Origin of the sequence: Pseudogemmobacter sp. W21_MBD1_M6 (assembly GCF_052119585.1) — a bacterium.
Classification (GTDB): Bacteria; Pseudomonadota; Alphaproteobacteria; order Rhodobacterales; family Rhodobacteraceae; genus JBGQOJ01.
Genome location: NZ_JBGQOJ010000005.1, coordinates 63,564 through 84,490, shown reverse-complemented (window position 1 = coordinate 84,490; position 20,927 = coordinate 63,564). Strand labels below are relative to the sequence as shown.

The following is a 20,927-nucleotide window of genomic DNA, read 5'->3' as shown; positions in this document are numbered from 1 at the left end:
TGTTACACAGAGCGCTGGATCACCTGATCCATCATGATCGACGGCTGCGCACAGCCGGCCTCGCCAACGATGCGCGCGGGCACCCCGGCGACGGTCGTGCACGGCGGCACATCCTCCAACACGACAGAACCCGCCGCGATCCGGCTGCAATGCCCGACGTGGATATTGCCCAGAACCTTGGCTCCTGCCCCGATCAAAACACCATCGCCGATCTTTGGATGACGATCTTCCTCTTCCTTGCCGGTCCCGCCAAGCGTCACCGAATGCAGCATCGACACATTGTCGCCCACAACGGCGGTCTCGCCGATCACGATAGAATGGGCATGGTCGATCATGATCCCTTTGCCGATCCGCGCCGCTGGGTGAATATCAACGCCAAAAACTTCTGAAATCCGCATCTGGAAGAAATATGCAAGATCGTGCCGCCCCTCGGTCCACAGCCAATGCCCGACGCGGTAGGCTTGAATCGCCTGGTAGCCCTTGAAGAACAGGATCGGCTGTAAAAAACGGTGGCAGGCCGGGTCACGGTCGAACACCGCAACAATGTCGGCGCGCGCCGATTGCCCCAGTGCCGGATCGCTTTCGTATGCGTGATCGGCGATCTCGCGCAGCAGTTGCTCCGACATTTCGCCCGACGACAGTTTCAGGGAAATCCGGAACGCCAAGGCGTTTTCGACAGACCCGTGGTGCAAAATGCTGGAGTGGATCAACCCGCCCAGCAAAGGTTCCGCGCGGACGGCGGCCTCGGCCTCGCCCTTGATGCGGGTCCATACAGGGTCAAGCTCGGCCAGTTTTGTGCGCTTCTCTGCCATAGAACATCCTTCCATCTGGCATTTGTTTTACAACAAGTAAGCGCGTCAGGCCAAGCGCAAACCCCTTTGGTCAATTATTCGTGCGTCGCAACCTGGACCCGTAGTGTCACGTCCCGACAGGGCGAACCAGGTTCGCACCCATAAAACACCGGCACTGGACGGCAAACGTTCCAGCGTAGCCTATGCCACACGCGTCAATTCCAAGCACACAGCGAAGATTGTCGAACAGCGCAGGTTGCTGATCGCACCCCATCTTCATATGCTCCAGTCAGGGGTGCGATGTCATGTGCCGCTTTCCAGTGTCGCAGCCTTGCCCGAGTAATGAGACAAATGACCCACATCACTATTCTCAACCGCTACTCTGTTTTCGGACTTTCTGTCATTCTCATGCTTGTCTTTGGCGCCCTCTTCGCCGCTTCAGGGGGCTGGATGGCTGCTCCATTCCTGGTTTCCGGGGCCTTGTCGGTTCTCGGCATCATGGATGTCAGGCAGACCAAACACTCCATCCTGCGAAACTATCCGGTCATAGGGCATATGCGCTTCATCTTCGAAGGCGTACGCCCCGAGATCCGGCAATACCTCATCGAAGGCGAAAAAGACGAAGAGCCTTTCAGCCGCGAGGCGCGCAGCTTGGTCTATCAGCGAGCAAAGGGTGTGGAGGACAAACGTCCCTTCGGCACGGCTGAACGCGTCTATGATGCGGGCTATGCCTGGATCACCCACTCGGTAATGCCCAAGACGATCAAGGATACCGACTTTCGCGTAAAAATCGGTGGCAAGGACTGTGTACAACCCTATGAGGCGTCGCTCTACAATATTTCGGCGATGAGTTTCGGTGCGCTCTCCGGCAATGCCATCCTGGCCTTGAACAAAGGTGCCCGAATGGGCGGCTTTGCTCATGACACGGGCGAAGGCAGTATCAGCAAATACCATCGTGACGGCGGTGGCGACCTGATCTATCAGGTTGCCTCGGGGTACTTCGGGTGCCGCGCATCCGATGGAACCTTCGACCCTGAAAAATTCGCCAGGCAGGCCGCTGATCCTCAGGTAAAAATGATCGAGTTGAAGCTGAGCCAAGGCGCAAAGCCCGGCCATGGGGGTATGCTTCCGGCCGCAAAAATATCCGCCGAAATCGCCGAGGCACGCGGCATCCCGATGGGGCAGGATTGCTCCTCTCCCGCAGCGCATAGCGCATTCTCGACACCTCTCGAGTTGATGCTGTTCATCGCGCGGCTGCGCCAATTGTCAGGTGGAAAGCCGGTAGGGTTCAAGCTCTGCATAGGTCATCGGCGAGAGTTTATGTCGATCGTCAAGGCCATGCTCGAAACCGGCGTGACGCCTGACTTCATCGTCGTAGATGGCAAAGAAGGCGGCACCGGCGCCGCACCGCTGGAATTCGCCAACCGCGTCGGCATGCCGATGCTCGAAGGTCTGAACTTTGTCCACAATACCCTGCGCGGGGCGGGTTTGCGTGGCGAAATTAAGATCGGGGCGGCCGGCAAAATCGTCAGCGCCTTTGATATCGCGCGGGTGCTGGCGCTTGGAGCCGACTGGTGCAATTCGGCTCGTGGCTTCATGTTTGCCATCGGCTGTATTCAAGCCCAGTCTTGCCATACCAATCGCTGCCCGGTCGGTGTCGCAACACAGGACAAGCTCCTGCAACGCGCCCTTGATCCTGACGACAAAAGCCAACGCGTGGCCCGCTTCCACCGGAACACACTAAAGGCTCTAGGGGAACTCGCCGGTGCGGCTGGCCTTACCGATCCAGGGAACTTCCTGCCCTACCACTTCATGTTCCGCCACAAGGACTCGCAGTTCCTCGATGGAAATCAGGCATTTCCGTATCTGCCGAACGGGTTTCTTGTCGCCACGCATGAAACCAACGAGCTTTCCGAATGGCACAGCCGCTGGGAGCGCGCATCGTCCAAGACTTTCGATCCACCCGAAATTCCGCACGGGCCATTCCCGCTGCATTGATACGCGCGAAAAAATCAAACGCCATTCCGGGCTTCCAGAGCGGCATTGATGTCCTTGCCTTGCCGATAAATCGTCGACGCAGTCAGAAGGGGTATTATTCCAGTTCCCCTACACATCTGTCACAGCGCCATGCAATAAGCACCTCGAGGACCGCCGCGAATGCACGGCAATAACCAAGATCGCCCAAAAACGGTTCTTGCTGCAATCCCTTCACCCCCACAGCGGCCATCAGGCTGCCATTTCCCCATTGCGGATGCACCCTTCCGAACCTCTTGCGATAGGCATCGGCAGCATCCGCCTGCGCAAGATAGCGTTGGATCACGCTTTGCCTGTACCGCGCGGGAAGATGCTGCACCACCAGCGCAACACAGGCCACGTCCCCATGAGTGATCGGCCGCATCACCTACAGACTTGGCAAAGTCATAGAAAACACATGGATACACAGGCGCACCGTTCCGCCCGAAAAATCTCCGTTGTCCGGCGTCAGCATCAACGGCAAAGCACCATAGGTCGTGTCCGGTGCCGACAACATCCCCAAGACATAAGATCCAACGCCCGTCCCCAATCCACTCCCGAACTTACTCGTCGCCCCCGGAACTCCCAACCGCCAGTCGGTCACGGTCCCGGTAATCTCCTCCAGAACGCGCCCCGTGATCCCAAAGACCATCGAATTGGCCGGGATTGTTGTCAGCGTAGAATGCGCCCCCCCGGCAACAATCTCGTGGTCAAATTCGATGACATCGAACCGCGCAACCGCGCCCGATACCGACGAGGCCAAAACCCCCGACTGCCACGCCACCCCGTCATAGACCAGCGTTTGCCCCTCGTCCCGGACCCATGCACGCCAACCGGCCTGCGGCGGCACAAACACCCAGCCGCCGTTGGCAAAGATCGCGACCGACCCAACCTGTCCCGACCAGTCATTCACCGCAGCGAAGGGCACAAGATACGATTGCCCGTCTGCGGCAATAACGGGTGGCGTTCCCGTCTGGCGAGACATCAGCGACAGCTGCGTCAATCCGTCAAGCCGCGCCAGTGCCTCGTTCACCGTCACATGCTTTTGTGCTTGAGCAGGCTGCAACAGCGGCAGCTTCAGGTTCTGTGTATCAGTCATTCAATTCAATCCTCTCAAATGGCCCGGCGCCAAACCGTGCCGACACTTGGGCAACCTCTATCGCGAAGCCCCCCGCAATTCCGTCCGTTGCCTGCAAGGCATCCGGATAGATCCAGACGGGCTCAACCAACTGCACCTCGCGCAAGATACTGCCCTCTGCCAAAACCCGCAGAACATAGGCCTCGCTCTCTTCCCCCAAAGGCACATCGACCGATTGCCAACTGTCACCGTCAATTCGCGTGCGTCTGATCCAGCTGACCTGCCAATCCCCCGCGTCATTCCGACGTCCGCGCAGATGACAAGGCGCATAGGGCCGCAACCCGATCCCCTGAAACGCCTCGACCAGATGAACATAAGACGGATCATCAAGCCCCCGCTGGGCTGGCCCCATCCTGTAATGCCGCGCAAGCCCGCGCGCGCTAACGGGCAGGTCGATCTGCTGCGGTCTGTCATTCAGCAAAACGAATTGGCTTCCAACGGGCCAGTCGTCGGGCATCACCGCGCCCGACCCCGCCTGCCCCCGAAGCCTGAACCGCAGATCATATATCGCAGGTGCGACAAGCTCTGCCTCGGCGAACTGGAACACCTCCCAACGGTCCGACGACCCATCGCCAATCGCCGAAACATTGGCACCGTTCAAAACCGCCAACCATTCGGCGGAACTCAACTCGCCCCCGAACACCTGAACCCGCAATGCAGGACCGCGATCAACCTTCCCGGGCGCAGCCGCCCCCATCGGGGTCAACGTCACCCCGATAACAGACCCGGCCGCGACAAGCCGATTCAGCGTGTATCCGCTATCATCGGCAGAGGAATAGACCGCGACACTGCCGGGCCAGGGCGTCGCCGTAACCGCCAAATGTGGCGCGTGCGGCACCTCCTCGCCCGTCAACAGCGGTAGATCCAGAAACAACGGATGGATCGGCACAGGGGGCGTGAAGGGGCGCACCGCGACGGCCTCCTCGACCGCGTCGCTCGGGCTGTAAATCCCCGGCTCCACTCGAACCGCCTCGATCAGTTGCACCCCTGACTGCTCCACATGATCCAAGCGGTAGAGCGCCGGACCACCATCCCCCGCCAGTTCGACAACATCCCCGGCCCCGATCCCCAGCGCCGAAGGCGGCAGCGCGAACCGGACCGTATCCCGCGCCACACGCGATTCCGCCAGCCATCGCTCTGTCACACTGCGACCCTCGCCCTGCGTCATCAGCAATGGCACCTCGGACTGCGAAATCGTGACGGTCGTCTCGTTCGGAAATACCGCCTCCGCCGCGCGCGTCTCGTAATCCCCATCCGCATCGACAAAGCTCAAGCGAACGCGCCCTGCAACCTCCGCCACAGGTGCACGAACCGCCTCCAGCGTGCTTTCCTGTTCTTTTGTCAACGCCAGCCGGTCCAGATCAAGCACCGCGCTCGCGCGCCCTGTCCGGCTCGAAAAGACCAGCTTCCCGTCCCGCTCCACCGCGTCAAAGCCATAGGCAAGCATCAACGGCTGCAAGGCCGCCCGCCCGCTGCTCACATCATCCACGACATAGCCGCGCACCAATCCATGCAACTTGGATACATCGTAATCGGCAACGCCACTGCGCCCGCATATCTCGGCCACTACAGTGGATAGCGCCAAGGCAGATGTCCGCCCGTTCAGCCAATGCCCCCGCGCATAATTCGCGCCATCGCTCCACAGATCGCGATTGTTTGGAAAGAACGGGTAGGGACGCGCATCCCAGGCCCAGACATGGGCACGCGCCATATCCACCATCTTGCCCTCGTAAACCTCTGACACCGGATTGTTCAGCGGATCGCCCCAAAACTCGAACATCGCACGCAGATACTGCATCTGGATCAGATCATCGCGCATCCCGTTTGAAAACGCAGGCAGGCTCGACTCCGATGACTTAGGGTCAAGGAACTTGTTCGGCTCATTCGTCCCCTTGTTGATCGCGGCACATCCCAATTCGGTAAACCAGATCGGCTTGGACCCGGGAACCCAATCGGTCGCCGCCATCTGACGCACCCCGTCGATCCGCTCGTGATGCGGGTTGGACCACCAGCCGCGCATATCCTTGTAACGATAGATCCATGGCTCGTTATGCGCACCATCCTCGATCGGCGTTCTGATCTGCGCCGCACGCGCCTCCGGCGAATGGTAATACCAGTCGAACCCTTCACCCCCGGCGATATTCGCCTTCAGATACCCAAGGTCATGGATTGTTCCCCAGCTTGCATCCAGATGCGCATCGCCATCGCGCCAATCGGACAGCGGCATGTAGTTGTCGATCCCGATAAAATCGATATTCACATCCGCCCAAAGCGGATCAAGATGGAACAAGCGATCACCGGAACCGTCCTGTGGCTGATACCCGAAATATTCGGTCCAATCGGCCGCGTAACCAATTCGGGTTGCCGCTCCCAGCAGGCTCCGCACCTCTGCCGCCAGCGCGCGCAGCGCCGCAACCGCAGGAAAGCCACCGTTCGCCCCGCGCACCTGTGTTAGGCCGCGCATCTCGGACCCGATGCAAAACGCAGTAACGCCACCCGCAGCCGCCGCCAGGGCAGCATTGTGCAGGATGAACCGCCGATATGACCATTCCGCCGGACCTGAATAGGTCACACCACCTGCCGACACCTGAAAATCGCTGGCCGACGCCGCCCCAAAGAACGTGACCACCTCCGCCTCCGCCGCAGCACTGCCGTCCACAGCCCCGTCCCGCCCGGCCGCAACAGAAACCGTGATCCGCCCGCGCCACGGCAATGCGGCCTGGTCGGATGCCCCGGTATAGGGATCGGTCAAACCGTTCCCCTCAAGTTGCTCCATCAGAATGAAAGGATAGAAAACGACATCCTGGCCAGCATCGTTAATCTCGCGGATCGCCTCGATCACTGCCGCGTCCGCAGGCGTCCCGCCGTAAACAGACCTTCCATCCTGCCGCGCAATCTCCTGCGCCGCTGATCGCGCCACACCGGACACTCTCCAGGGCATCCCCACCCCATCTGCAAGGCTTTGCTCGACCTTCGGCTTTAACGTGCAAGACCCGCATCGCAAATCATCCCCGAACCACGAGACGATCAAAGACACCGACCCGCAGTTTGGCAATTCGTCCCGCAAGGCACCAACCGAGGTCGCAAAATCACTCTCGCCGCTGGGCGAGTTCACATTGGCAGAGCGGTTGGCCCCCGGCCCGAACGAATAGTGCACAGGTGTCACCGCAAGCGCATATTCCCCTGTCCCCGGCATCATTGCGACCGCCTGAATATCGGACGACAGGCTCACAGGCCCACCCTCCTGCGCAGGGCGCATCACCTCGAACGTCAGTTGCGGCACACGGTTGCCGAATTGCGCCAGTTCCAAATCTTCTAGAACGACATAGGCCGTGCCACGATACGCGGGCACATTCCCCGCCCCCTCGACTGCCTGCATCTTCGGATCGGGCATCTGGTCAAGCGCCCCGTCGTACACCCGCAGGTTCAGTCCGGCCCTGGAAATCTCGACCCCGTCCGCCCAGATGCGCCCGACACGGCTGATGCGTCCTTCGCAGAGCGCCACAGCCAGGTTCACCGAATAGCTGTAGTCGCGCACAACCGGCGATTTCGGCGCCCCCTTGCCGCCGCCACCCCCACCAGAGGTCGTCACACGTTCGCTGAATCGCGATGCCCAGATCACCTGACCGGCCACCCTCATCCGGCCATAGATCTGCCCCACAGGTGCGCCCTCGCTTGCGCCCATCAGCCGGAACCGCTCGACCCTGCCCGTGTCGACCACCTGACTGCCCGCCCCCATCAGACGTTGGTCAATCACCCGCCCCAACGTCGCGCCAACAGCGCGCCCGACAATCGCTGTCGACAGGCCGAACACGGTCCCGCCAATAGACCCGCCAACAGCCATTCCCACAGCCGACAGTACGATGGTGGCCATCAGACACCCCTTTCCGGAAAAACAAACCGCGCCGTAACCCGGCGCTTCCACGGGACAGACAAAGGGCTTTCAACAACCCCGTGACCCGAATATGCATGAATAAACGTAGGATCAGGCCCAGCCGTCCCGATAATCCCAAGATGTTTGGCAACCGCCCCCGGCCGCATCCGAAACAGGATCAAATCCCCGACGTCCAATCCTGCCCCGTCCTTCGGGCTGAAATGCCGAAGGATAGCCGCCCACAGTCGCTCTTCGCCCTGCGGCTCCGACCAATCCGGCGTATAGGCGGGCACCGCCTCAGGTTCCGCCCCGTAGGCCTCGCGCCAGACGCCCCGCAACAACCCAAGGCAGTCGGCACCCGCCCCCCGAACCGAGGCCTGATGCAGATAGGGCGTCCCCACCCATCCCCGCGCCAGCCCGGCAAAGCGACCGGCGCTCAACGCGTCAGGCTCCCGCCGGAATTCCCCGACGCCTGCAACGGATAACTCATCAGCCAGTCCTCGCCCGGTATGTCTGGAAATCCGCGAAAGTTGACAAAGTTCTGGAACTTGAGTCGGCAGGTTTCGGCCCGCTTGTCACACCCCGCTTCAATCCGCACCAGATCGCCAGCCTCGATCGGCGCGCGCAGCACCTCCCACAGTTCGATCTCCCGGCCCGCATCGCTCAACCGGTCGTTCTTGATCATACCGACCAGCCCCTTGGCAGAACCGGACAGCACGCTCAGACGCCCCCGCTCGAACCAGCGCAGATCAAACCCCGCCATCGCGGAAAAACGGAACACCCGCCCGTCCTCGATGATCTCCACTGCCACCTCGGCAACATAGCCCGCAGCGGACAGATCGAAACCACAGGCCTTATCCCCAAGAACCGCAGGACACGGCCGCTGATACACCCGGCCCTGCGGCTGGTTCAGCGCCTCTGTCAACCCGCGCAGTTCGACCTGAAACGCCCCGCCGGACCGCTGGATCTCTCCGAATGTGCCGCGAAATTGCAGCATCCGCTGCGAAACATCCGCCCAGTTCACCAGCCAGGCCCGCACATCGGCCCCGTCATAGCGCCCCGCCTGAATATCCGCCTCGGACACAGACGCGTGGCTCAACGCGCCCAGCGCCTCGGTATTGTCCACGGCAAGACCAGTGGTCTGCTGCAACGCCTTTGCGCTCAATCCGGTGTCGGCGCGAAACAGCACCCCCTCGAACGTCAGGTCCATGTCATGATCGGTAAAGCCCTGCTCGATCCCGTCGCGCCGCGTCACCGCCCAGCATCGGCACAGGGTCGTCAGACCGCCCGCCAGATGCGCCTCCAACTCGCCCGGCAACGCCATCAGACACGCACCTCGATCACGGGCACATTCGGCACATCACCGGCCTGAAAACTGGCAACAGAGGTCTGTATCCGGTCCGTGTCAAAGCGCACAGGCACGTCGAACTCGAATCCGGCGGTAATCTCGACCCCCTCGTCGGGCGGATGCGCAAAGCTCACAAGCCCGGTGGCCGTGTCCACTTCGAATTCCACCCCTTCGCGCATCGGATCGCCCTGAATGCCGATCTTCACCGATCCCGCAACCGGTTTCGCAATCGGGCGCGTGTAGCTTTGCAACCCCGACCGGTAGGTCTTGTTCAGCTGGAACACCGCGACCGACCCATCCCCCGTTGCAATCACCTGATCCTGAAACTGCGGCGCAACGCTGGCTTTGCCCGATTTGAAATCTGCCCAATCCTTCCAGCGGAACCCGAACATCTGCCCGCGCCGCGCCTCGAAAAATGCGATCAGCATCTCGACATCGTCCAGCGACCGCATCCCCACACCCGCATCATAGCGTCGACGCGAATGCGCCCAGGGCGTATTGCGCTCCTCGAACCCGTTGGCCAACGTGACAACCTCGGTCCGCCGCTCCGGCCCACCGACAGAGCCAAAGCTCAACGAGGCCGGAAACCGCACTTCATGAAAACCCATATCCCTGCTCCCTACCTGTTGCGCTGGCCACGGCCCAGGGCGCGGCTCATTTGCGCGGCAATCTGCCCCTGACTGCGCTGAAACCCTTGGGCGTCCGGCGTGGTGATGTTCATCACCACCGTCACCGCGCGCGCGCCGTCGGTCTTGACGCCAAGCCGCCCGTCAGCGCCCCGTGCCAAAGGCATGATCGCCTCTGGCCCGGCCTCGCCCATCAGCCCCATGCCCCCCCGCATCGGAAAGGTCGTCGGCCCGCCCACAACACCGCCCTTGGCAAAGGGCATCACCCGCCCCTGGCTAAAGCTACCGCCCTTTTCGAATGGCAAAAGCCCCTGGAACAGCCCGCTGACACCATCCGCCAGCATCCCGCCAAAATGGTTGGTCACGGGCTTCATCGCGATGTTGTACATCGTGTTCGACATGGACTGCGCCACCTTGCCCAGCGCGTCGGACAGCTTCATCCCGTCGAACACCAAACCGTCAAAGGCACCGCGCAATCCGCGGCTGATCCCCCGCGACAGCGCTTCGACCTCGCGGTTGGCCGCCCCGAACCCGTCGTGCAGGCGGCCCAGTTCACCGTTGAATGCCGCCGCAACTGTCTGCGCACCGCCAAGACTGACCTCAAGCGATGCAATCTGGTCGTCCAGCCCGTCCATTCCGTCTACACTACTCATCCGCCGATCCTCCGTTCACATCGGGATAGGCGCGCGCCAATTCGTCCAGCCGCGCCCGCGTCAAAGGCGCCTCGCCGGCACCGCTCCCCAGCATTGTCAGCAACTCCACCGGCGTCAGTCGCCAGAACTCCTGCGGCTTCAACCCCGCGCCGCACAGGCCCGCCCGTAACAGCGCGGGCCAATCAAAGCCGCTCATGGCGCGGCGTCAGGCAACGAAAACGCCCGCGCCAGCAGCATCGCGCCCACCCGCGCCGCCTCGACCGGACCGCCCCCGATATCGGACCGCAGCAAATCCGTGCCGGTCCCGTCCCATCCGCCCCCCCGCAGCCCCGCCACCACCAGCGCCAGAACATCCCGCGTGGAAAAGCGCCCCGCCTCGAACCTCTCTACCAGATCGATCAGCGTGCCGGTTTCCAGCGCCGCCTCCAGTTCGGCCAACGCCCCAAGCGTCAGCTTGCAGACCCGCCGCTCGCCATCGAGGCACAGCGCGACCTCTCCCGCCCAGGGGTTCACCATCACAGCGCCGTAAACGTCAGCGCACCCGCGCTGGCCATCGACAGTTCATACGTCGCCTCGCCGTTGTGGCTGCCCGAATACTCGATCGAGGTCACCTGAAACGCCCCCTGGACGATTCCGAACGCCGGTATGATCACTTGAAAATCCGGCGTCTCACCGTCGAAAAAGATCTGCCGCGCCCGCTCGTCCGTGTCCGCATCCTTGAACACGCCCGAGCCTGAGATAGAGGCAGATCGCACACCAGCCCCCGCCAGCAACTCGCGCCAGCCCCCCTGGCTCTCGAGGCTCGTCACATCCACGCTTTCCGCGTTGAAACTGATCCGCGTGGCACGCAGCCCTGCAATGGTCTCGAACTGTCCGTCTCCGGTCAGGTCCAGCTTTATCAAAAGGTCTTTACCGTTCTGGGCACCCATGGCCATCACTCCGTTTTGAAACTCAAATGTCGTCAACCCGCGCGCGGAACTGCAAATCAATGCGCCGCTGCGTGCCCGTGCCAACCCGTCGGGCGCTGGCCTTCACAAAGCCAAGCGACACCAGCCGCCCGCGGTCCAGCACAAGATCCGCGTCGATCAGCGCATCCGACACCGCCGCCGCCACAACCTTGGCCGTCTGGAACCCCGCCGCATCGGTCACCACGCTGACCGTGAACAGATGCACCGCGCCCGAACCCGTCTTGTCGGACTGGTCGCGCACATCCTCGGGGCCAAGGCTGACATAGGTCGGCGGCAGCAACCCCGCCGGGGCCGCATCATAAACCGCAGCCCCGACCAACCCGCCCAAGACGGCATCTCCCAGCAACCGCTGGTAAACCGCCGCCTGCAAAGCCGCAGAAACCCCGTAACTCATGTCGGCACCTCCTCATGGGCAAAGCAGGTCAGATACCGCGCATCCGCATCCCGCTCCGCAACCGCCAGAATGCGGAACAGTCGCGCGCCTTCGCGGAACCGTTGATCCGGCTTCGGACGGGATGGCGCGCCAACCGCTGCCGCCCGCACCGTGATGCGGTAGGGCACAGTGGAAACCGTCACCAACTCCCCCGACCTTTCGCGCCCTGCGCCCGCCTTCACCTCGGCCCAGACCTGCCCCAAAGGCACCCAGACCTTGCTGAAACCGCCTGCACCGTCCGCATCCCGTTGCGACTCTTCCAGCACCAGCCGGCGCGACAGCACGGGGCCGTTCACCGCGCACCCCCGCCCAGCAACCGCACGGTGCGATACCGCTCGATCAGCGCAGCAACCCCGAACGGAACAGACCCGCCCTGCGCCGCACTCTCGAACCTGTGTTCGTAGTAATGCGCGGCCAGCATCATCACCGCCTGCGCCAGATCGCCGGGCAGATCACCCCAGGCCGCCGCAATGCCCGCCTCGAACACAACCTCCGCCGTGCCCGCCAATGGCACCTGCGGCAAGACCGCCCCCGTCGCCACAATCAGCGGTCTTTGCATGTCCGGCACCAGCCGCACACGCGCCAGATCAACGGGTGTCACCTCGCCCTGACGCGTCGACAACGCAATCGACACCACCTCCTGCACCGGGGCGACCGGCAATGCCTGCTCCGATAACGTGCTCCATTGCGTCACAGTCCAACCGAACCGGCGCCGGATCAGCACCTTGCCTGTCCGCCCCTCGATCACGGCAAGTGCCGCCCGTACAACGGCAGCCAGAACCGCATCCTGCGCCGCGTCATCGGCAAACCCCGACCCCAACCGCAGATGGTCCCGAAAAGCCACAATCGGCAGCGCCTCGTCCGGCACCACGCTTTGCTCGATCAACATCATTGAATTTCTCCGCAATTTCCGCCCTCCTCTGATGGACGCATGCCTCTCCCCGTGTTGCTCGAACGGAGGGGGAGCAGCTAGACAACACGGGGTCCATGACATACGCCCACCGACCGCCCCTTACCCAAGGGGCGGCCACTCACCGCAAGCGCCTTAGCTTGCCGAGAATTTCAGAAGTTTGATCGCGGCAAAGTCACTGACATCGCCCCCCACACGCTTGGTCGCATAGAACAGCACATGTGGCTTGGCCGAGAACGGATCGCGCAGCACCCGCAGATCGGGGCGTTCCGCAACCGTATAGCCCGCGCCGAAATCGCCAAAGGCAATCGCCGTCGCGCCCGAACCGATGTCCGGCATGTCCTCGGCAATCAATACGCGATAGCCCATCAGGCGTGCAGGTTCCCCGGCGGCAAGGCTATCCGCCCACAGGAACCGGCCATCCGCGTCCTTCATCTTGCGCACCGCGCCGGCGGTCTTCGAGTTCATCACGAAACTCGCATTCGCGCGGTACCCAGCACCAAGCGCATAGACCAGATCGACAATCGCATCCGCAGGGTCGCTCATGTCGAACGCGCCATCGGCACCGGTCGGCACATAGCCGATCGACCCCCAGCTCCACAGATCGTTGTCCACCGACGGATGGGTCAAAAAGCCCTTGGGCTTGTCGATGCCATCGCCACCAATGAACGCCGCAGCCTCAGATCGGGCAAACTTACCCGCGATGCGCTCCGCCAGCCAGCCCTCGATATCGAAGGCGCTGTCATCCAGCAGCCGCTGGCTCGCCCGCGGCAAGGCGGACAACTCGTGCAGCGGGATCGAAATACGCTCGATCTGCGGCGTATCCGTATCGCCCGCCGTCGCACCTTCGGTGGCCCAACCCGCGCCCAGTTCGGAATGATCCACCAGCACATCGAACGACGTTGCCTCGACGTTCACCACATTGGCAATCGCCCGGATCGAAGAGGTCGCGCGCAGCACTCCCAAAATCGCCGCCGAGGTCTCGGGGTCAACCAGATACCCGCCATCGGCTGCAACCGCAGTGGACATCGCCTTGCCCTCCATGACCAGACCGCGCAACGCATCATCATCGCCCGAGCGCAGATAGGCCTGGAACGCCTTCTGATGCGGTGCCTCGGTCACGGCAGCCCCCGACAAAGCAGGGCGGTTGTAGGTCATTGTCTTGCGATCCAGCATGGTAAGTCGCTCTTCCTGTTGTTGATACTTCACTTTGATATCAGCCTGAAAAACGCTGAAATCATTCATAAATCCGGCAAATGCCGCCTTCACATCCGCGGCCATCGGCTGGGGCGCGGACAGATCTGTCCCGACCCGGGACTTTGTCTCGGTTTTGGTCATTCAAACGTCCTGACAATTTAGGTTTCGTATCGCTGGCTCAGGTCTGCGCCAGCATTTGGCGGGCCCCCTCGATGACCTCCACCAAATCACTCCACACCGGGTCCGGCAGGCTCTCGCCCTTGGCCCCGATCCTCGCCTCGGTCAGCATGGGAAAGGTCACAAGCGACACCTCCCACAACTCCAGCTCCGCCAACAGGCGCCGCCCATTGGCATCCTTTTGCGCCCGCACCGTGCGATAGCCGATCGACAAGCCGTCAATCGCCCCCGCGCCGATCAGTGCCGCCGCCTCGCGCCCGCGGGCCACATCCCCCAGCAACCGGCCCTTCACATAAAGGCCACGCCCATCCTCGCGCACCTCGTCCCATATGCCTATGGGCTGCGCGGGATCATGCTGCCACAGCATCTTCACCCGCATCCCGCCCGCCGCCAGTCGCGCCAGAGACGCCGTATAGGCCCCCGCCTCGACAATATCGCCACCCTGGTCCGCCTTGCCAAAGAACGAGGCGTAGCCCTCGATCACCAGCCCGTCACTGACCGTCAAACCCCGGTCCGCGCGGGCAAACTTTCGCTCTAACTTCGGCCCATATTCATCTGAAATCATTGACAACTCCTTATCTATGCGGACGCCCGCACATTCACTCCGCACCAACCGGCGGCAGGCCCAGCAACGCCCGCTTTTCCGCATCACTCAGGAATATCGCGTCAGAAACACGGCGCCATTGCTGGTCCCGCTCCGCCGCCAGCGCGGGCACTTGATCCAGATCCGGTTTCAACTCGACCGCCTCGCCCGTGAACCCCGACAGCCAATGCGCCACACTCGCCGTCACCCGCGCCGCCAAGGGCAGAACCGTCAGCCGGTAGAACGCGCGGTTGGCCTCCTGATAGTTGGCATAGGTCGCGTCCCCGGCCACCCCCAACAGCATCGGCGGCACACCGAAGGCCACAGCAATCTCGCGGGCCGCCGCCTCTTTGGTCTTCTGGAATTCCATGTCCGAGGGCGAGAACCCCATCGGTTTCCAGTCCAGCCCCCCCTCCAGCAGCATCGGGCGACCGGCATTCTGCGCGCCCTGGTGATGGCTCTCCATTTCGGTCAGCAACCGCGCATATTGATCCTCGCTCAGCGCCGACTGCCCGTCCGCACCGCGATACACAATCGCTCCCGAAGGCCGCGCCGCATTGTCCAACAGTGCCTTCGACCAGCGCGAGGCAGAATTATGCACGTCCACCGCCGTCGCCGCCGCCTGCATCGGTGAAAACCCGTAGTGGTCATCTTGCGGATGAAAGCTTTTGACATGGCAAATCGGCGATCCCGCCTCGCTGACGGCAAAGCGGTGCTTGCGCCCGCCCACCGCATATTCGTAGCCCACGGGCCAGCCATCGGCCCCCGGAACGACAGACATCCGGTCAGACCGCAAAACATGCAGCTCGGCAGGCACACCGCCCTCGCCGCCAACCGCCTCAAGATAACCGTTGCCGGTCAACAGCATCTGCCCGTAAAGCGCCTCGAACAGCTCCGCCCGCCCCTGTGCCCCGTTGGGACGTGCGATCAATGCCATCAGTGGATGCACGTCGTATCGTCGCTCGCAATCCTGAACCACCAATGGCAAAGCCGCAGCGGCCTCTGCAATCAGCTTGACCGCCCTGAACCCGACGGGATTACCCGCAAACCCGGTGCGCGTCAGGGACGCGGTATCGCGCGGGCTCCACGCCACGCGCCCCGCCCCGTGATAGGCAACCACGCGGCCGGCAGCCGATGCCTTTTGCTCGGGCACCACGGCCTCGCTTTTCCTCAAGAATTCGAACATCATTCGCCACTCCTCTTGACCGCCGGACACGCCAATGGGCACCGCTTTCGCAGTGCCGGACGCCCCATGCCTTTCAGAAATCATCGACGCCCTCGGCGCCCGTCACTTTGTTCCAAAAATACTCGATCCTACTGCACCGACGGCACTGCGGATTTGGGATATTTATAGACGCAAGAAACGCTAAAGCGTGCGCACTCTTGGCCTGCGCCAGCTTGCTGCGGGCTCGATCATCAGATCATACAAGGCCCAGACCAATGCATCCACGCGGTCGGGGCTTCCCCGGCCCTCGAAGCCGCGCGAGGTAATCCGGCACATCTGGTCCTCCAGCGCGCCCAGCCCCCGGACATGGGCAACCCGACCCTGTTCATACAGGGCCGCAACAGGCTCTGCCCGGGCCACCTTGCCCTTCGAGGCACGCACCGAACGGTAGGGCACCAGCGGGTCGATCTGGCGGATCACCGCTTCCACCATATCCCCCCCCTGATTGACCTCGGCCACCAGCCGGTCCGCCCCGTGCCGCTCCATTGCGGCAATCGCCGCCTCCGCCCAGGCGGTGGGCGAGGATGCGGCAACGCTTGCATCCTCCAGCACCACCGCCCGCCAATCCTGCGGCGCGCCATCCGTGACCGCGCCCACCACAACAATCCCGCATTCGTCCGACCCCGCGTGCCCTGTCACCGGCGGGTCGACTGCAACGACAATCCGGCTGAACGCGGGCACCCTGTCAATCCGCGCCGCCTCCAGCCCGGCGGACGTCCACAGCGCACCCTCTGCATCCTCCAGCAATACGCCGTCCAACTCTTGCCGACCCAACCGCGTCCCGGCATAGCGCGCCCTCACCTCCTCCAGGAACGAGGCCGCAAGATAGGCCCGGTTCGCCTCGGTCGGCGCCGTCGTCACGACAGTGGACGGGTTCGCTAGGATCGACTTCAGAACACCAACGTTCTTTGGCGTCGTCGTCACGCACTGGCGCGGCGCATCCCCCAACCGCAGCCCGAACTGCAACATGTCCCAGGCCTCTTCCGCCTTCTTCCACTTGGCCAGTTCATCGACCCACGCCGCGTCGAACTGCGGCCCGCGCAGGCTTTCCGGCTCATGTGCCGAAAAGACCTGTGCCACCGCCCCGTTCGGCCAGATCAACCGCTTGCGCGTCGCCTGCCATTCGGGTCTGCGATCCGGCGGAGAGCACGCAAGAATGCCGCTCTCGCCGAACACCATCACTTCGCGCACCTGCTCCACCGTTTCACCAACCAGCGCCACACGGCGGGACCGGCCCGCATCCAATGGCCGCGATCCCTCAACCTCGGACCTCACCCATTCGGAACCGGCGCGGGTTTTCCCCGCGCCTCGCCCCCCCATGATCACCCATGTCCGCCAGTCCCCTTCCGGCGGCAACTGATGCTCCAATGCCCAGAACTCGAACAGCCAGGGCAGCGCCAGCAACGCCCCCTCGCTCAGGTCATTCAGGAATGCTTCCTGCGTCTGCGGCGGTGCGCAGGCGACCCAGGCGGCGCCCGATCTCATCCCGCGCCTGATCAAAGTCGAGCGCATACTCGTGAACAATACCGGCTTCTCTTCTCTGACGGGTTTCAACTCTTGCCCTCTCATCAAATGCGGCATTCGACGCCTTGTTCAAATCCCCAAGCAGCTTCGTCAGCTGCGAGGTTTCCTCGAACTGGCCAGCCTTGATCGCCGCCAAAGCCTTGTCGATTTCCGTGATTGCGGTTTCATATCGTCTGTGCGCCACGGCCAAAATATCGGCCGCAGGCTCATCATCCCCAACAGGTGTGATCAATGTCATAAGGTTTGTACCTGCCCTCTCATGCGTTCACTCCGCACGAGAGAAATGAAAAAGCGGCCCAAGGGTTTCCCCCGGCCGCTTGCCCACTTCTTCTAGCATGCCCGAAGGTATACCTAAGAGCGTTCGATATGTCAAGCACTATCTCTTTAGTTGCGTTCGCACCTAGGGCTTGGGCCGTTCCGCCTCCAACTTGCGCCACGCCGCGACATTGGCGTTATGCTCTTCCAGCGTCACCGCGAACGCATGCCCGCCGGACCCGTCCGCCACAAAGAAGATGTAGTCTGTGCCGTCAGGATCAAGCGCGGCCTCAATGCTCGCCCGGCCCGGATTGGCGATCGGCGTCGGGGGCAAGGCGTCAATGACATAGGTGTTGTAAGGTGTAACTGCACGCAACTCGCTCTGCCGCAGGCCACGACCCAAGGCGCCTTTGCCCTTCGTCACCCCGTAGATCACCGCTGGATCTGTCTGCAATCTCATGCCCTTGTTCAAGCGGTTCACAAACACAGATGCCACGCGACGCCGTTCCTCCGGCACACCGGTCTCTTTCTCGATCAACGAGGCTAGGATCAGCGCCTCCTCCGGCGTATCCACCGGCAAACCATCCACCCGGTTTGCCCAGGCGGCCGCCAGAATTGCCTCTTGCGCAGATTGCATCCGGCCCAGCAGTTCAAGGCGATCCGCACCGGCGACCACCTCGTAACTGTCAGGTGCCAACACTCCCTCGGCAGGTATGTCCTTGACATCGCCTGTCAGGAAATCGGCACTCTTAAGGCCTTCGACAACCTGCCAGCTTGTTGCGCCTTCGGCCAATGCCACGCGGTATCGCACATCGGCCTCGCCCCGCACGGTCGTATACGCGTCAGGCACAGCATCTACCGACGGATCGAACGATGCCACCTCGATGAACCGGTTGGTCGCCGGGTCCAACTCCCGCACGATCACACTGCTGGCCAGAACCCCAATGCGGTATACGATCTCCGTTCCGCAGGTGCTGGCACCGCCGCGCGTCACGATATCCACGATGTCCTGCATAGAGGCGCCTTCAGGCACCAGAAAGCTACCTGCCTTCAACTGGCTGGACATATCCGTGTAATCCGCACCGATCCGCAGGATCCTCGCGTTGCTGACCGCGCCCTGCTCGTCCAGTTGCCGCGACACCGACACCATCGAGGCGCCTTTTTTGACTTCCAGGCAAATCGCCTGCGTCAAAGGGCCGTCGGCCACATACTGTTTTTGTCCCCAGGCAATCAACCCGCCCAGGGCAAAGATAGCAACAACAAACAATGTCAATGCGTTAGAGGCAACATGGCGCCACATCAGGCTTTGACCTTCCCGATCACAAGCGACGCATTGGTTCCGCCAAAACCGAACGAATTCGACAAGGCGAAATCAATCTTGCGCTTCACGGCCTTGTTCGGCGCAAGGTCCAGCTTTGGCGTTACCGCAGGGTTATCAAGGTTGATCGTTGGCGGTGCGATCTGGTCGCGGATCGCCAGGATCGAGAAAATCGCTTCGACTGCCCCGGCAGCACCCAGCAAATGCCCGATTGCCGACTTGGTCGACGACATCGTCACCTTCGACGCCGCATCGCCCAGCATCCGCTCGACAGCGCCCAGCTCGATAGTATCCGCCATGGTCGAGGTGCCATGCGCGTTGATATAATCTATGTCCGCAGGCTCCAGCCCGGCGCGCTTGATCGCAGCCCGCATCGACCGCTCGCCCCCCTCGCCATCCTCGGACGGTGCCGTGATGTGATGCGCATCGCCCGACATGCCATAGCCCAGAATTTCGGCGTAAATCTTGGCACCCCGCGCCTTTGCGTGCTCGTATTCCTCCAGAACGACAACCCCCGCCCCCTCGCCCATGACGAATCCGTCACGGTCCACGTCATAAGGACGACTTGCCTTGGTCGGATCATCGGCGCGCTTGGTGCTCAGCGCTTTGCATGCGTTGAAACCGGCGATGCCGATCTCGGAAATCGGGCTTTCGGCCCCACCCGCAATCATCACATCGGCATCATCCAGCATGATCAACCGCGCCGCATCGCCAATCGCATGCGCACCGGTCGAACAGGCGGTCACAACCGCGTGGTTTGGCCCCTTGAACCCGAAACGGATAGAGACCTGCCCCGAGATAAGGTTGATCAACGCGCCGGGAATAAAGAACGGAGACACCCGCTTCGCGCCGCGTTCCTTGATCAGGATCGCCGTCTCGGCAATGGATTGCAGCCCGCCGATGCCAGAGCCGATCATAACGCCGGTGCGCAGGCGGCCCTCTTCGTCCTCGGGCGCCCAACCGGAATCCCTGACCGCCTGAACCGCCGCCGTCATTCCGTATAGGATAAAGTCATCGACCTTGCGCTGTTCTTTCGGTTCCATCCATTCGTCCGGATTGAACGTGCCGTCGGTCCCGTCCCCGCGAGGCACCTCGCAGGCATAGGTTGTAATCACACCGCTTGTGTCAAACCGCGTGATCGGGCCTGCCCCGGACTGCCCGTCCAACAGACGGCTCCAGGTTTCTTCGACCCCGCAGGCCAAAGGAGTTACCATGCCCAGACCTGTCACTACCACTCGACGCATTTGCTGTCCCCGTAAAAGTATCTTCAAACTTAGCCAAGGTGATACACGCCCCGGACCTATGGGGGCAAGTCCGCAAGCCACGCAATCGCAGGCGCTGGCGGATTTTCCCGATCCGGACGCGCGCGCTTCGCGCGCATTTTTCTAAAGCGCTTCGCGCGGTCTCGCTCCGCGAGGGGAGTATTTGGGCCGAGAAGAACGTCCAGAAGTCTTTTTGGTTTGAAATATCCGCGCCGCAGGCAGCCTGAGCCCCCGAAAGGGGGCGAGGCAAGAAATGTCGCGCCGCTCCGGCGCGTCCGCATGCGATGAACAGAAAAACGGCGCCCCGAAGGACGCCGTTTCGATATCACACCAGCTAAATTATCGCTCAGGAAGCCGAAGTGATGAACTTCACCGCATCGCCAAAAGTCTGGATGGTCTCGGCTGCGTCATCTGGAATCTCGATGCCGAACTCTTCTTCGAAGGCCATAACCAATTCGACCGTATCAAGGCTGTCTGCACCCAGATCATCGATGAACGATGCATTCTCGGTCACTTTGTCTTCTTCCACACCAAGGTGCTCGACGACGATCTTTTTAACGCGGTCAGCGATGTCGCTCATGTTCTTTCCTTATTCCGTGTTCGGGAGCATTCCCGTGGTTTCTTGTCTTCAC

The 20,927-nt window shown here is 62.1% G+C and carries 23 protein-coding genes; 1 reads left to right on the top strand and 22 read right to left on the bottom strand.

The features are described 5' to 3' along the window. Positions 1-2: 2 nt before the first annotated feature. A complete protein-coding gene (gene cysE / locus ACEN2R_RS08100) occupies positions 3-812 on the bottom strand; it encodes a serine O-acetyltransferase (RefSeq protein WP_442041038.1) in 810 nt (269 codons plus the stop codon). 330 nt (positions 813-1,142) lie between these two features. Here cysE and ACEN2R_RS08095 point away from each other — a divergent pair, with 330 nt between their 5' ends. Next, positions 1,143-2,789, top strand: a complete 1,647-nt coding sequence (locus ACEN2R_RS08095) for an FMN-binding glutamate synthase family protein (RefSeq protein ID WP_442041036.1) — start codon at positions 1,143-1,145, stop codon at positions 2,787-2,789. 94 nt (positions 2,790-2,883) lie between these two features. Here ACEN2R_RS08095 and ACEN2R_RS08090 read toward each other — a convergent pair whose 3' ends face one another. From ACEN2R_RS08090 to ACEN2R_RS07990, 21 genes are all read right to left on the bottom strand, one after another. Beyond that, positions 2,884-3,189 carry a DUF7742 family protein gene (locus ACEN2R_RS08090; protein ID WP_442041034.1) on the bottom strand — a complete coding sequence of 102 codons (306 nt, stop codon included), beginning with the start codon at positions 3,187-3,189 and terminating at the stop codon, positions 2,884-2,886. Positions 3,190-3,192: 3 nt separating this feature from the next. Next, entirely contained in the window at positions 3,193-3,903 is a 711-nt protein-coding gene (locus ACEN2R_RS08085) for a DUF2793 domain-containing protein (protein ID WP_442041032.1), read from the bottom strand. Then, entirely contained in the window at positions 3,896-7,816 is a 3,921-nt protein-coding gene (locus tag ACEN2R_RS08080; protein ID WP_442041030.1) for a baseplate multidomain protein megatron, read from the bottom strand. Before ACEN2R_RS08080 ends, ACEN2R_RS08085 begins: the two co-directional genes overlap by 8 nt. Then, positions 7,816-8,256, bottom strand: a complete 441-nt coding sequence (locus ACEN2R_RS08075) for a peptidase (RefSeq protein ID WP_442041028.1) — start codon at positions 8,254-8,256, stop codon at positions 7,816-7,818. The genes ACEN2R_RS08080 and ACEN2R_RS08075 overlap by 1 nt, the downstream gene beginning before the upstream one ends. After that, on the bottom strand, positions 8,253-9,140 hold the full coding sequence (locus ACEN2R_RS08070) for a DUF2163 domain-containing protein (RefSeq protein ID WP_442041026.1): 888 nt from the start codon (positions 9,138-9,140) through the stop codon (positions 8,253-8,255). The genes ACEN2R_RS08075 and ACEN2R_RS08070 overlap by 4 nt, the downstream gene beginning before the upstream one ends. After that, positions 9,140-9,772, bottom strand: a complete 633-nt coding sequence (locus ACEN2R_RS08065) for a phage distal tail protein, Rcc01695 family (protein WP_442041024.1) — start codon at positions 9,770-9,772, stop codon at positions 9,140-9,142. Before ACEN2R_RS08065 ends, ACEN2R_RS08070 begins: the two co-directional genes overlap by 1 nt. An 11-nt stretch (positions 9,773-9,783) precedes the next feature. Then, on the bottom strand, positions 9,784-10,443 hold the full coding sequence (locus tag ACEN2R_RS08060; protein ID WP_442041022.1) for a phage tail tape measure protein: 660 nt from the start codon (positions 10,441-10,443) through the stop codon (positions 9,784-9,786). Further along, positions 10,436-10,639: a rcc01693 family protein gene (locus tag ACEN2R_RS08055; RefSeq protein ID WP_442041020.1), complete on the bottom strand. Its 204-nt coding sequence runs from the start codon at positions 10,637-10,639 to the stop codon at positions 10,436-10,438. The genes ACEN2R_RS08060 and ACEN2R_RS08055 overlap by 8 nt, the downstream gene beginning before the upstream one ends. After that, positions 10,636-10,959 (bottom strand): gene transfer agent family protein, encoded by a 324-nt coding sequence (locus ACEN2R_RS08050; RefSeq protein WP_442041018.1) that lies wholly within the window; start codon positions 10,957-10,959, stop codon positions 10,636-10,638. The genes ACEN2R_RS08055 and ACEN2R_RS08050 overlap by 4 nt, the downstream gene beginning before the upstream one ends. Beyond that, positions 10,959-11,372, bottom strand: a complete 414-nt coding sequence (locus ACEN2R_RS08045; RefSeq protein ID WP_442041016.1) for a phage major tail protein, TP901-1 family — start codon at positions 11,370-11,372, stop codon at positions 10,959-10,961. The genes ACEN2R_RS08050 and ACEN2R_RS08045 overlap by 1 nt, the downstream gene beginning before the upstream one ends. Before the next feature lie 22 nt (positions 11,373-11,394). Beyond that, positions 11,395-11,805, bottom strand: a complete 411-nt coding sequence (locus tag ACEN2R_RS08040; protein ID WP_442041014.1) for a DUF3168 domain-containing protein — start codon at positions 11,803-11,805, stop codon at positions 11,395-11,397. Then, the gene (locus tag ACEN2R_RS08035; protein WP_442041012.1) at positions 11,802-12,140 is read right to left on the bottom strand and encodes a head-tail adaptor protein; all 339 of its coding nucleotides are present in this window, start codon (positions 12,138-12,140) and stop codon (positions 11,802-11,804) included. The genes ACEN2R_RS08040 and ACEN2R_RS08035 overlap by 4 nt, the downstream gene beginning before the upstream one ends. Next, a complete protein-coding gene (locus tag ACEN2R_RS08030; RefSeq protein ID WP_442041010.1) occupies positions 12,137-12,736 on the bottom strand; it encodes a head-tail connector protein in 600 nt (199 codons plus the stop codon). The genes ACEN2R_RS08035 and ACEN2R_RS08030 overlap by 4 nt, the downstream gene beginning before the upstream one ends. Positions 12,737-12,889: 153 nt before the next feature. Then, positions 12,890-14,092: a phage major capsid protein gene (locus ACEN2R_RS08025; RefSeq protein ID WP_442041008.1), complete on the bottom strand. Its 1,203-nt coding sequence runs from the start codon at positions 14,090-14,092 to the stop codon at positions 12,890-12,892. 37 nt (positions 14,093-14,129) lie between these two features. Continuing rightward, the gene (locus ACEN2R_RS08020; RefSeq protein WP_442041006.1) at positions 14,130-14,693 is read right to left on the bottom strand and encodes an HK97 family phage prohead protease; all 564 of its coding nucleotides are present in this window, start codon (positions 14,691-14,693) and stop codon (positions 14,130-14,132) included. A gap of 34 nt (positions 14,694-14,727) precedes the next feature. Next, complete coding sequence (locus tag ACEN2R_RS08015; protein WP_442041005.1) at positions 14,728-15,900, bottom strand: phage portal protein; 1,173 nt, start codon at positions 15,898-15,900, stop codon at positions 14,728-14,730. Between the two features lie 177 nt (positions 15,901-16,077). Then, a complete protein-coding gene (locus tag ACEN2R_RS08010; protein WP_442041003.1) occupies positions 16,078-17,421 on the bottom strand; it encodes a DNA-packaging protein in 1,344 nt (447 codons plus the stop codon). Then, a complete protein-coding gene (locus tag ACEN2R_RS08005) occupies positions 17,357-17,698 on the bottom strand; it encodes a hypothetical protein (protein ID WP_442041001.1) in 342 nt (113 codons plus the stop codon). Before ACEN2R_RS08005 ends, ACEN2R_RS08010 begins: the two co-directional genes overlap by 65 nt. Positions 17,699-17,860: 162 nt before the next feature. Further along, on the bottom strand, positions 17,861-19,015 hold the full coding sequence (gene mltG, locus ACEN2R_RS08000) for an endolytic transglycosylase MltG (protein WP_442040999.1): 1,155 nt from the start codon (positions 19,013-19,015) through the stop codon (positions 17,861-17,863). Beyond that, positions 19,015-20,277, bottom strand: a complete 1,263-nt coding sequence (gene fabF, locus ACEN2R_RS07995) for a beta-ketoacyl-ACP synthase II (protein ID WP_442040998.1) — start codon at positions 20,275-20,277, stop codon at positions 19,015-19,017. Before fabF ends, mltG begins: the two co-directional genes overlap by 1 nt. Before the next feature lie 364 nt (positions 20,278-20,641). After that, the gene (locus ACEN2R_RS07990; RefSeq protein WP_442040996.1) at positions 20,642-20,875 is read right to left on the bottom strand and encodes an acyl carrier protein; all 234 of its coding nucleotides are present in this window, start codon (positions 20,873-20,875) and stop codon (positions 20,642-20,644) included. Between the last annotated feature and the right edge of the window lie 52 nt (positions 20,876-20,927).

Coding starts and splice junctions, on each gene's coding strand:
- cysE (WP_442041038.1), bottom strand. CDS start 812: ATGGCAGAGAAGCGCACAAAACTGGCCGAGCTTGACCCTGTATGGACC.
- ACEN2R_RS08095 (WP_442041036.1), top strand. CDS start 1,143: ATGACCCACATCACTATTCTCAACCGCTACTCTGTTTTCGGACTTTCT.
- ACEN2R_RS08090 (WP_442041034.1), bottom strand. CDS start 3,189: ATGCGGCCGATCACTCATGGGGACGTGGCCTGTGTTGCGCTGGTGGTG.
- ACEN2R_RS08085 (WP_442041032.1), bottom strand. CDS start 3,903: ATGACTGATACACAGAACCTGAAGCTGCCGCTGTTGCAGCCTGCTCAA.
- ACEN2R_RS08080 (WP_442041030.1), bottom strand. CDS start 7,816: ATGGCCACCATCGTACTGTCGGCTGTGGGAATGGCTGTTGGCGGGTCT.
- ACEN2R_RS08070 (WP_442041026.1), bottom strand. CDS start 9,140: ATGGCGTTGCCGGGCGAGTTGGAGGCGCATCTGGCGGGCGGTCTGACG.
- ACEN2R_RS08065 (WP_442041024.1), bottom strand. CDS start 9,772: ATGGGTTTTCATGAAGTGCGGTTTCCGGCCTCGTTGAGCTTTGGCTCT.
- ACEN2R_RS08060 (WP_442041022.1), bottom strand. CDS start 10,443: ATGAGTAGTGTAGACGGAATGGACGGGCTGGACGACCAGATTGCATCG.
- ACEN2R_RS08055 (WP_442041020.1), bottom strand. CDS start 10,639: ATGAGCGGCTTTGATTGGCCCGCGCTGTTACGGGCGGGCCTGTGCGGC.
- ACEN2R_RS08050 (WP_442041018.1), bottom strand. CDS start 10,959: ATGGTGAACCCCTGGGCGGGAGAGGTCGCGCTGTGCCTCGATGGCGAG.
- ACEN2R_RS08045 (WP_442041016.1), bottom strand. CDS start 11,372: ATGGGTGCCCAGAACGGTAAAGACCTTTTGATAAAGCTGGACCTGACC.
- ACEN2R_RS08040 (WP_442041014.1), bottom strand. CDS start 11,805: ATGAGTTACGGGGTTTCTGCGGCTTTGCAGGCGGCGGTTTACCAGCGG.
- ACEN2R_RS08030 (WP_442041010.1), bottom strand. CDS start 12,736: ATGATGTTGATCGAGCAAAGCGTGGTGCCGGACGAGGCGCTGCCGATT.
- ACEN2R_RS08025 (WP_442041008.1), bottom strand. CDS start 14,092: ATGACCAAAACCGAGACAAAGTCCCGGGTCGGGACAGATCTGTCCGCG.
- ACEN2R_RS08020 (WP_442041006.1), bottom strand. CDS start 14,693: ATGATTTCAGATGAATATGGGCCGAAGTTAGAGCGAAAGTTTGCCCGC.
- ACEN2R_RS08015 (WP_442041005.1), bottom strand. CDS start 15,900: ATGATGTTCGAATTCTTGAGGAAAAGCGAGGCCGTGGTGCCCGAGCAA.
- ACEN2R_RS08010 (WP_442041003.1), bottom strand. CDS start 17,421: ATGAGATCGGGCGCCGCCTGGGTCGCCTGCGCACCGCCGCAGACGCAG.
- ACEN2R_RS08005 (WP_442041001.1), bottom strand. CDS start 17,698: ATGACATTGATCACACCTGTTGGGGATGATGAGCCTGCGGCCGATATT.
- mltG (WP_442040999.1), bottom strand. CDS start 19,015: ATGTGGCGCCATGTTGCCTCTAACGCATTGACATTGTTTGTTGTTGCT.
- fabF (WP_442040998.1), bottom strand. CDS start 20,277: ATGCGTCGAGTGGTAGTGACAGGTCTGGGCATGGTAACTCCTTTGGCC.
- ACEN2R_RS07990 (WP_442040996.1), bottom strand. CDS start 20,875: ATGAGCGACATCGCTGACCGCGTTAAAAAGATCGTCGTCGAGCACCTT.